Source organism: Pseudokineococcus marinus (genome assembly GCF_013004605.1).
Taxonomy (GTDB): Bacteria; Actinomycetota; Actinomycetes; order Actinomycetales; family Quadrisphaeraceae; genus Pseudokineococcus; species Pseudokineococcus marinus.
Window position 1 is genome coordinate 1 of record NZ_JABEMA010000101.1, and the last position, 10,569, is coordinate 10,569.

The 10,569-nt window shown below is 75.3% G+C and carries 6 protein-coding genes and 2 pseudogenes; 3 read left to right on the plus strand and 5 right to left on the minus strand.

What is annotated here, in order from left to right:
* Positions 1-426 (minus strand): annotated as a pseudogene (locus HLB09_RS08480) (hypothetical protein); the annotation flags it as partial.
* A 233-nt stretch (positions 427-659) separates the two neighbouring features.
* Between HLB09_RS08480 and HLB09_RS08485 the strand changes: the two are divergent.
* Together HLB09_RS08485 and cynS are read left to right on the plus strand one after the other, a co-directional pair.
* Positions 660-1,604, plus strand: a complete 945-nt coding sequence (locus HLB09_RS08485) for a formate/nitrite transporter family protein (protein ID WP_171202958.1) — start codon at positions 660-662, stop codon at positions 1,602-1,604.
* Between the two features lie 102 nt (positions 1,605-1,706).
* Positions 1,707-2,144, plus strand: a complete 438-nt coding sequence (gene cynS / locus HLB09_RS08490; protein WP_171202963.1) for a cyanase — start codon at positions 1,707-1,709, stop codon at positions 2,142-2,144.
* Between the two features lie 57 nt (positions 2,145-2,201).
* Here cynS and HLB09_RS08495 read toward each other — a convergent pair whose 3' ends face one another.
* Positions 2,202-3,710 carry a GntP family permease gene (locus HLB09_RS08495; RefSeq protein WP_171202959.1) on the minus strand — a complete coding sequence of 503 codons (1,509 nt, stop codon included), beginning with the start codon at positions 3,708-3,710 and terminating at the stop codon, positions 2,202-2,204.
* Positions 3,711-3,949: 239 nt separating this feature from the next.
* On the opposite strand from HLB09_RS08495, the gene HLB09_RS08500 reads away from it, so the two are divergent.
* Positions 3,950-4,720 carry an SDR family NAD(P)-dependent oxidoreductase gene (locus HLB09_RS08500; protein ID WP_322790089.1) on the plus strand — a complete coding sequence of 257 codons (771 nt, stop codon included), beginning with the start codon at positions 3,950-3,952 and terminating at the stop codon, positions 4,718-4,720.
* Between the two features lie 73 nt (positions 4,721-4,793).
* Here the strand turns inward: HLB09_RS08500 and HLB09_RS08505 are convergent, their stop codons facing one another.
* The 3 genes and pseudogenes from HLB09_RS08505 to HLB09_RS17795 all read right to left on the minus strand — a co-directional run.
* Complete coding sequence (locus tag HLB09_RS08505) at positions 4,794-9,146, minus strand: GH92 family glycosyl hydrolase (protein ID WP_212770782.1); 4,353 nt, start codon at positions 9,144-9,146, stop codon at positions 4,794-4,796.
* A 208-nt stretch (positions 9,147-9,354) separates the two neighbouring features.
* Positions 9,355-10,137, minus strand: coding sequence for a DsbA family protein (locus tag HLB09_RS08510; protein ID WP_171202961.1), 783 nt, complete (start codon positions 10,135-10,137; stop codon positions 9,355-9,357).
* A 125-nt stretch (positions 10,138-10,262) separates the two neighbouring features.
* A pseudogene (locus tag HLB09_RS17795) lies at positions 10,263-10,569 on the minus strand (hypothetical protein); the annotation flags it as partial.

Consider the following 10,569-nt stretch of genomic DNA (forward strand, 5'->3'; position numbering starts at 1 on the left):
CAGCCGGACGGCGCCCGTGGCCTCGTCGACCCACCCGAGGCGGTCCCCCGCCGCCCGCAGCGTCGCGTCGGGCCACAGCACGTAGCGGCCGAGGTCCCAGCCCGTCCCGACGACGACGAGCGCGTCGTCGCGCAGCAGCCGGCGGCGCCGGGCCAGGTGCGTGACGTCGTGCGGCACGGCGGCCGCCGTCAGCGCGGCGACGGCGTCGCGGCAGAGGGCGTCGACGCGGGCCCGCGAGGCGGCCGTGCGGGCGGTCAGCTCGGGCGGCGCCGCCGCCGTGCGGCGCCCCGCCCGCCGAGGACCGCGGCCGCCCGCTCCGGCCCCGCCCGCTCCGGCCCCGCTCGCTCCGGTCCCGCTCGCTCCGGCACCACCCGCTGCGGCCCCTCCGGGCTCGGCTCCCGTCCCACCGACCTCGTGCTCCCCCATGGGCTCCAGCATGCGCCCTCCCGCGCGGGCCCCTCCCCGTGCTCGGTGACGGCCGGTGCCGCCCATGACCGAGCGTGCTCCGACGCCTCTCAGCGCCTCTCAGCGCGCGCGGACGGCCGTGAGGTCATGGAGCGCTGGGCGTAACGGGGGCGAAACCACGGGCGCGGGCCGTGCCCCGATGGTCGGGGCACGCGCTCGCCGGACCCCCGCACGCGGACCCCCAGGAGGCCCCGATGTCCTACGTCAGCCCGCCCGACTTCGTCACCAAGATGGTGGACGCCGGGCACGCCAAGGTCCTCATGAGCACGCGGGACACCCTCATCCGCGCGTACATGGCCGGGGCGATCCTCGCCCTCGCGGCCGCCTTCGCCGTCACGGTCACGGTGCAGACGGGGCAGGCCGTCATCGGGGCCCTGCTGTTCCCCGTGGGCTTCTCGCTGCTCTACCTCATGGGGTTCGACCTGCTCACCGGCGTCTTCACGCTCGTCCCGCTGGCGCTGCTGGACAAGCGCCGCGGCGTCACCGTCCGCTCGATGCTGCGGAACTGGGGGCTCGTCTTCCTCGGCAACCTCGGGGGCGCCGTCACGGTGGCGCTCATGATGGGCGTCATCGTCACGACGGGCTTCGCCGTCGAGCCGGACGAGGTCGGGCAGCGGCTCGGGGAGATCGGCGAGTCGCGCACCGTCGGCTACGCGGAGTTCGGCGGCGCCGGCATGCTGACGCTCTTCATCCGCGCCGTGCTGTGCAACTGGATGGTCTCCACCGGCGTCGTCGCGGCCATGATGTCGACGAGCGTCTCGGGCAAGGTCATCGCGATGTGGATGCCCATCCTGCTGTTCTTCTACATGGGCTTCGAGCACTCGATCGTCAACATGTTCCTCTTCCCCTCGGGCCTGCTGCTCGGCGGTGACTTCTCGCTCGGCGACTACCTCGTCTGGAACGAGATCCCCACGGTCCTCGGCAACCTCGTCGGCGGCCTCACCTTCGTCGGGCTGACGCTCTACGCCACCCACGGGCGCACCCGCACGAGCCGCCGCGCCCAGCAGGTGGCCGAAGCGGAGCGGGCGGAGACGGGGCTGGCCGAGGCGCAGCTCGCCGAGGCCGGCCAGGCCGCGAAGGCGGCCGTCGCCGCGCCCACGAGCGAGGCCCCGGTCCCGGCTGCCGCCGGCACCCGCTGAGCAGCGCCGCGTCCTGCAGCCGCGACGACCACCGCCTCTCCCCGGACGACGACAGGAGCACCCGTGACCACGACGACGACCGCCCCGACCACCACCCCGCTCATGAGCCGGCGCGACGCCGCGGCGCTCGTGCGCACCGCCCGCGTGCGGCAGGGCCTCACCTGGGCCGCCATCGCCCAGGCCCTCGACGCCCCCCTGGTGCGGACGACGGCGGCGCTGCTCGGGCAGCACCCCATGAGCGCCGAGCAGGCCGAGACCGCCTGCGCCCTCCTCGGGCTCGAGGACGCGGTGGCCGAGGCGCTGCAGCAGCAGCCGGCGCGCAGCATCGACCCCGAGCTGCTGCAGGACCCGACCATCTACCGCTTCTCCGAGGCGCTGGCCGTCTACGGCCCGGCGCTGAAGGAGCTCATCCACGAGGAGTTCGGCGACGGCATCATGAGCGCCATCAACTTCAAGGTCGACATCGCCCGGCGGGCCCACCCGGACGGCGACCGCGTCGTCGTCACCTTCGACGGCAAGTTCCTCGACTACCGCTGGTGAGCGCTCCCTCCGGCCCTCGTCACCGGAGGAGGGCCGGAGGCTGCCGCCCCCGGGACGTCAGAGGACGGCGCCCGCGACGAGCACCAGAGGGATGGAGCCGGCCCACACCGCCGTCGTGATGCCGGACCATCCCTGCAGCGCCGCCGTGCCCTCGAGGCCGGTGAAGCGCGTGACGACCCAGAAGTAGGAGTCGTTGAAGTAGCTGAGCACCATCGAGCCCGCGCAGCAGGCGAGCGCGGCGGCCAGGGGCGCGAGCCCGAGGTCGTCGACGAGCGGGGCCGAGACCGAGGCCGCGGTGATCATCGCGACGGTGCCGGAGCCCTGCGCCAGTCGGACGAGCGTCGCGATGAGGAAGGGCACGAGCACCCCGGGCAGGGCGAGCGAGGCGACGGCGTCCGCGAGCTCCTGGCCGACGCCCGAGTCCCGCAGCACCTGGCCGAGCGCGCCGCCCGCGCCGGTGATGAGGATGATGAGCCCGGCCGAGGCCGCGGCCTGGGCGAGCCAGCCGCTCACCTGGTCGCGCGTCGTCCACCGCGGCAGCAGCCCGTAGACGGCGATGACCACGCCGATGATGAGCGCCACCACCGGGTTGCCGAGGAAGGCGAGGACCGCGACCGGGCCGGACGGGTCGTACCCCTCGTCGCCCGAGAGCACGCCCTGCGCGTTGCGGTCGACGGCGGTGGCCACGGTGTTGGCGACGATGAGGGCCAGCGGCACGAGCAGCGGCAGGAAGGCGCGCAGCGTGCCTACGCGGTGCGGCCCGGCGCCGGCGGGCGGCTCGCCGAGCGCGGCGGCGGGGTCCTCCTCCGCCGCCGCGTCGTCCCGCTCGCCCCCGCGTCGGTCGCTCGCCGCGCCCCTCGGCTGGTCCTCCTCGAGCACCGCGGTGCCCGCGCCCGCGCCGGCACCGGCAGCCCGTCCGTAGACGGCCTCGCGCACCTCCGAGGTCACGCGGCCCTCGAGCCGCGGGCCGACCCACCGCGCGTACGCGACGACGACGGGCAGCAGGACGAGCGTGAAGACGAGGCCGACGAGGATGAAGCCGCCGAGGTCCGCGCCGACGATGCCCGCGACGGCGAGGGGGCCCGGTGTCGGCGGCACGAGGTGGTGGGTCAGCGTCATGCCGCACCCGAGCGCGAGGGCCAGGGTCACGTAGCCGCCGCGGCGGCGCCGGGCGATCGAGCGCGCCAGCGGGTTCATGATCACGTAGCCGGAGTCGCAGAAGACGGGGATGGAGACGAGCGCCCCCGTGCCGCCCATGGCCCAGGGCTCGCGTCCGCGGCCGAGGGCCCGGACGAAGGCCTTCGCGAGCGCGTCCGCCGCGCCCGAGACCTCCAGGATCTTGCCGACCGCGACGCCGAGACCGATGACGATCCCGATGGACCCGAGCGTGCTGCCGAAGCCGGCGACGATCGAGTCGAGGGTGTCCGTCGGCGCCGAGCCCGCGACGGTGCCGGTGAGGAGGGCGGCCACGAGCAGCGCCACGAAGGCGTCGAGCCGCGTCCGCAGGACGAGCACGACGATCGTCGCGATGCCGAGCACGAGGGCGAGGAGCAGCTGCAGGTCCACGAGCGGCCTCCTGGTGGACGTCGTCGTCCCGACGGGTGCGCCGTCGCCCCCGCCCGTGCGCCGGGATGCCCGGTGCGTGCGCGATGCCTACCGTCTGCGGCACCCCGGGGCCACCCGAGAGACCGCCCGGGGCACCCAGGACGACGCCGGCGTCGCCCGGGGGCGCACGTCCGCCTCCCCGTGACGCCGCACGCCGACGACGCAGCCGACGACGCAGCACCGAGCAGCAGGAGGCCCCCGTGAGCACCCCGCCCTTCCCCGACCAGCGCACCGCCGTCGTCACGGGCGCGGGCTCGCCCCGCGGCATCGGCCGCGCGCTGGCCGCCCGCCTCGCGCGCGAGGGCTGGGCGGTCGCCGTCATGGACCTCGACGAGGAGGCCGTCGCCGACGTCGCGGCCGGCATCACCGAGGCGGGAGGTCGCGCCCTCGGCGTGGGCGTCGACGTCTCCGACCCCGCCTCCGTGGACGCCGCGGCCGCCCGCGTCGAGGCCGAGCTGCCCCCGGTCGTCGGCCTGGCCAACATCGCCGGGATCAGCTCCCCGACGGCCTTCTTCGACACGACGCCGCAGGAGTGGGACCGCGTCATGGCGGTCAACGCCCGCGGCGTCTTCCTCGCCACCCAGCGCTTCGGCCGCGGGATGGCCGACCGCGGCCTGGGGCGCGTCGTGTCGATCTCCTCGGTGTCCGCGCAGCGCGGCGGCGGCACCTTCTCGAAGTCCGCCTACAGCGCCTCCAAGGGCGCCGTCGTCAGCCTCATGCGCGCGGTCGCGCGTGAGCTGAGCCCCCTCGGCGTCACGGCCAACTGCGTCAGCCCCGGGCCCGTCGACACCGACATCATGGGCGGCCCCCTCGACGACGAGCGGCGCGCCGACATGGCCGCCGCCGGCCTCGTCGGTCGCGTGGGCACGGTCGACGACGTCGCCGCGCTCATGGCCTTCCTCCTCGGCCCGGACGCGGGCAACATCACCGGCGCCACGTACGACGTCAACGGCGGCCTGCACATGTCCTGACGCGCGACCGCCCGCCCCCGGGCGGGGGCGGGCGGCAGGACGCGGCGGCGCCGCGTCGGCAGCGGCGCTGGGCTCAGTACAGGAGCCGCACCCGCTCCTGCGGCCACGCGAGGACGGCCAGCACCTGGGTGACCGCGGCCTGGTCGAGCAGCTCCGTGGCGCCGTCGTCGCCGGCGTACAGGCCGGTCGACGCGTCGAGGTCGCCGTCGTGCTGGCGCTGCGCCCACGCGGTGACCGCGTCGCGGTAGCGGGTGCCGCCCGTCGTCGCCTCGAGGAGCAGGAGGTTCTTCGCCCAGATGGCGACGAAGGCGCGGGGCTGGTCGTCCAGGCGCCCCTCGACGACGTAGTGCTGGTACGAGGCCTCGGCGACCTCCTGCGCGTGGTCGAGGTACCGCTGCTCCCCCGTCGCCTCGAAGAGGAGCGCGTAGGTGCCCACGGGGACGCCCTGGTTGTAGGCCCACCGGGTCTGCTCGACCGTCCCGTCGAGGGACAGGTGGTCCGCGTACAGCCCGTCGTCCCCCAGCAGGTGCTCGTCCGTCCACCCCGCCATCCGCAGCGCCCAGTCCAGGTACCGCTGCTCCCCGGTGATCATGTGGAGCCGCACCGCCAGCTGGGCCGCCGGCATCGTCGAGACGGTGTTCCGGTCGCGGTTGCCGGCCTGCTGCGTCCAGAACACGCCGCCCGGCGCCGCGTGCGTCGGGTCGTCGTCCCAGCCCGAGACGGCGAGCTCGAAGACCTGCTGCGCCCGCTCCAGCGCCGCCTCGTCGCCGGTCATGAGGTGCTGCTGCACCATCGCGAGACCGACCCAGAGGTTGTCGTCGTAGAAGAGGTCCCCGCCGTCGCCGTACGGGGCGTGCGGGTAGGAGTCGTAGCCGGGCAGCCCCGTCGCGCTGCCGGAGGCGTCCCAGTAGAGCTCCTGCGCCTCCCCGTGCCGCACGAGGTCGTCGGCGTACGCCTCGCCGGCCTCCCCCGGCAGCCCGGTGAGGTCGAGCGCCGCGACGTGCGCCTGGGAGAAGGGCCACTCGAAGGCGTACGGCCGGTCACCGGCGCGCGCCGGCACCCGCTCGGTGTACAGGCCGGACCGGTCGCCCGCGAGCAGGTGCTCCTGCATCGCCGCGTACGCCTCCTGCGCGTCCGCGGCCGGGTCCACGGGCTCGCCGGCGGCCGCGGGCGTGCGGGCGCTGATCGCCATGACCTTGATGCGGCTCTCGTCGGGCAGCCGCAGCGACACGGCCTCGCGGGCGGGGTCGAGCGCCAGGACGTCGTGCCACACGTGCACCGTGAGCCCGTCACCGCCGCCGCCCGAGTAGTACCGCCCCTGTGCGGTGAGCGCCGTCTCCTCACCCAGCCGCGGGCCGCTCGCGGCCCAGTCGGTGGCGGTGAGGCGCGCCGTCGACGTCGACCCGTCGGCGTAGGTGACGACGGCGTCGCCGGCGTGGTCGCCGTTGTGGGCCGACAGCAGGACGTCGAGGGCGGCGTACGAGCCCGGTTCGAGCGCGATCTCCTGGCCGCGGGCGGCGACGAAGTTGGGTGCGATCCCGGCGGTCTCGGGCAGGACGTAGGTGCGGCCGCCCACGAGCTGCTCCCCGGGGGCGGGCAGCTCCTCGGCGGGGAAGCTCCAGCCGCCGCCGTCGAAGTCGCCCTCGGCGCGGGCCTCCGACGTCGCGACGCCGTCGACGTCGTAGGCGCCGGACAGGTCCACCGGGCACGACCCGCCCGGCTCGCCGCAGCGCGGCACCACCGTGACGACGGCGGTCCGCTCGACGACGTCGCCGGCGCGGTCGCGCGCCTGCAGGCGGACGTCGTAGGAGCCCGGCGCCGTCCCCGCCGGCACGACGACCTGCAGCGGCAGCTCCTGCGTCGTCGGCAGCCCCGCGGAGCGGACCCGCAGGACGTCGCGGTCGAGCTCGGCCCGCAGCGGCTCGTCCGCCGCCAGGTCGAGGCGCACCGTCGGGCGGCCCGGGTCGGTGACGACGAGCGTCGCCGTGAGGTCGACGACCTGGGCCTCGTCGCTGCCGAGGAGGTCGGTGCGCCCGGGCACGAGGCCGGCCGCGAGGTCGCTGCGGCGCACGCGCCCGTCCACGAGCGGCTCGGGGGCGAGGTCGACGTCGGTGCCCCAGCGCGAGGGCTCGGGGCCCACCTGGAACGCCACGTCGCGGCCGGCGCGGATGTCGTCGCCCGTGATCCACGTGCGCGGCGAGGTGCGGCCGCCGACGCGCACGGACTGCACGTAGCGGTCGGTCTCCGACGTGCCGGGCGCGGTGATCGTGAACGAGCCCTCCGGGTACCACTCGGGGTCGAGGGCGAGGCCCACCCGGTCGAAGAGCGGCGTCGACAGCGACCACACCTCGGTGCCGGGCACCGAGGGGTAGATGCCCATGGCGGAGAGAACCTGCCACGACGACATCGTCCCGAGGTCGTCGTTGCCCGTGATGCCCTGCGGGCCGTCGGTGAAGAGCGTCAGCGCGGCGTGGACGACGTCGGTCGTCTTCCACGGCTGGCCCGTCCAGCCGTAGACGTACGGCGCGTGGAGGTCGGGCTCGTTCTGGGGGTTGTAGGTGCTGAACCCGTAGTAGTCGTAGGCGCTGTTGACCCACACCTCGCGGGCGGTGCGCTCGGGGTCCTCGACCAGCTGGTCGTAGGCGAAGAACCCGTCGAGGCGCTCGTTCGCGGCGTCCTCGCCGCCGAGGAGGTCGACGAGCTGCTGGAGGTCCTGCTGGACCAGCCACGTGTACTGCGACGAGGTGCCCTCGTGGAAGCCGACGGCGTCCGCCGGGTCCTCCGGGCCGACGAAGAGGCCCTGGGCGTCCCGGGCGCGGAACGAGCCGGTGCGCGGGTCGAAGAGGTTGCGGAAGCTCTGCCCCCGCAGGGCGAGCCGGCGGGCGTCGTCCTCGTGGCCGAGCGCGGCGGCCATCGTCGAGAGCGTCGCGTCGGCGAGCGCGTACTCGAGGGTCGCCGAGGCGCCGTGCTGGAGGTCGTAGTCGCCGGGCTTCCCCGAGAGCTGCGGCTCGTGCGGCACGTAGCCGTGCTCGAGGTAGTGCTCGTTGCCCGCGCGGCCGTTGTACTGGCTGCTGGCCGGCGGCACGCCGTCGGCGTTCTCGAGCAGGGCCTCGTAGGCCTCCTCCTCGTGGCCCGCGAGCAGGCCCTGGCGCCAGGCGGAGACGAGGAAGGGCGTCACCGGGTCACCGGTCATGATGTTCGTCTCGACCGTCGCGTAGGCCCACCGCGGCAGCCAGCCGCCCTGGTCCTCGACCGCGAGGAGGGACAGCGCCATGTCGCGCGACTCCTGCGGGGCGAGCAGGGACAGCAGCTGCTGCTGCGTCCGGTAGGTGTCCCACAGCGAGAAGGTCTGGTAGTAGGTGAAGCCGTCGGCCTCGTGGACCTGCTGGTCCCACCCGGTGTAGCGGCCGTCGACGTCGGTGGCGACGCTCGGCGTCAGCAGGGACCGGTAGAGCGAGGAGTAGAAGGTCCGGCGCTGCTCGGGCGTCCCGCCCTGGGTGCGCACCTGGCCCAGGCGCTGCTCCCACGTCGCGTCGGCCGCGGCGCGGACCTCGTCGAAGGTCCGGCCGCCCTCGGCCGCGAGGTTGGCGCGCGCGCCGTCGGCGTCGACCCACGACAGCGCCGTCGTCTGCTCGACGGTGCGGTCCTCGCGAGCGTCGAAGCGCACGTAGGCGCCCTGGCGGTCGGTGCCCGACGTCGCCGTGCTGCCGGCGGTGACCTCGTCGCCCGACCAGGTGCCCACCTCGGCGAAGGGGCGGTCGAAGGTGGTGGTGAAGTGCATCGTGTACGGCCGGGTGCCCTGGCAGAAGCCGCTGCCGACGACGGTCGTCTCGATCGTGCGGTCCCCCACGACCCGCACGTCGCTGGACTCGACCCTGTGCAGCGCCTGGCCGGCGTTGACGAGGACCGTGGCCTCGTCCGTCTCCGGGAAGGTGTAGCGCGAGACGCCGGTGCGCGTCGTCGCCGTCAGCTCCGCCGTGATCGTCCCCGCGGGCGCCTCGAGCGGCACGGTGTAGTAGCCGGGCGAGGCGCTCTCGCCGTCGTGGGAGTACGGCAGGGCGTACTGCGCGTAGTCCGTGGAGGTGACGTCGCCCGTCGTCGGCAGGACGGGCAGGTCGCCGCCCAGCCCGCACCCGACGCCCGAGATGTGCGTCGCGCTGAAGCCGCGGATGCGGTCGCGCGTGTAGTCGTACCCCGTCGTGTGCCCGTCGTCGGGCGACAGCTGGACCATCCCGAACGGCAGGGACGCCCCGGGGAAGGTGTTGCCCTCGTCCTGGGTCCCGATGAACGGGTTGACGAGGTCGGTGAGCGACCCCTCGTCCGGTGGCGGTGGCGCCGGCGCGGCCGAGGCGCCCGGCGCGACGAGGAGGCCCGCCACCAGCGCGGCGGCGGCGGTGAGCAGGGCGGGACGGCGGGCGTTCAGCACGGCGGATCTCCCTGGGCGTCGATGACCAGCAGGACCGGCTCCGAGGACGAGGCGGGCGAAGCGAGCCAACTCCTCTGTGACATCGATGTCAAGGCTCGCCGCGCACCGTCGCCCTGGAGACGCCGACGGGCGCGGCCCGGAGGCGCCGCGCCCGTCGGCGTGAGGGCCGCGCCCGTCGGCGCGCGGGGTGGTGCTCAGGCTCTGGCGCTCAGGAGGTGGCGCCCGCGGTGGCGCCGTCGGTGGCGCCGCCGCCGGCCAGGGCCTGCTCCACTGCCGTCTGGAACTGGTCGGGGTCCGGGAGCACCTGGTCGTCGACGAGGACCGTCGGAGTCCCCTGGACGCGCTCGTCGCGGTCGTCGGTCACCTGGCTGACCCAGTCCGTGTAGCGGCCGCTCGTGATGCAGGCGTCGACGTCGTCCGGCACCCCGGCGTCCGACGCGACGGCCGCGATCTGCTGGTCCGTCAGCCCGCCGGCGCCCTCCTGGGGCTGGTTCTCGTAGAGGGCGTCGTTGAAGGCGCCGAACTGCTCGGGCGCCTCCTCGGCCACGCACACCGCCGCGCTGGCCGCGCGGGCCGAGTAGTCGCCGAGGCGGCGCAGCAGGTCGAGGGGGTAGTAGGTCACGGAGATGTCGCCGGCCTCGCGCGCCTGCTCGATGAAGTCGCTGTTCGCGGCCTCGAACTGGGCGCAGAACGGGCACTGGTAGTCCTGGTAGATGCTCACGGAGACGGGCGCGTCCGCGTCGCCCGTCGTGTAGCCGCCGGACTCGGAGAAGGACGTCGGGACGGCTTGCGGGGCGTCGTCCTCCCCGCCCGAGGCGATGGCGACGACGACGACGGCCACGACCGCCGCCGCGACGAGCCCGGCGATGGTCACCAGCGCCGCGCGGCGCCGCTTCTCCGCGCGCTCCCGCTGCTCGCGCATGGCGCGGGACCGGGCGCGCGCGTCGCTCTGGCGCTCCGCCTTCGTCGGCTTGCGGGGATCGGGGCTCATGCGGTGTGCCTCCTGCGGGCGGTGCTGCGGTCGGTCGGTGACGTCGGGCGGTCGGTCGTGGTGATCGGTCGCGTGGACCGCTCGGGGCGGCCCGGCGGGGCCTCCCCCCGGTGAGGACGGTCGGGCTAGAGCCGACGTTCCTCGGACCGGCGCCGCAGGACGGCGCTCACGGCCGCCGCCGCGACGAGCAGCAGCACCACGGCGACGGTCCCGAGCAGCGGCACGACGATCCCCGTGCCCGTCTCGTCACGGACGACGCGCTGCACCGACGGGTCCGACGCGGTGGTGGACGGGGCGGTGGCGGACGGGGCGGTGGCGGACGGGGCGGTGGCGGACGGGACGGTGGCCGAGGGGGCGCTGGCGGAGGGCGCGGCGGCCGGGAGGGACGTGGAGGAGACGGCCGGCGCGGCGGTCAGGACAGCGGGCGCGGCG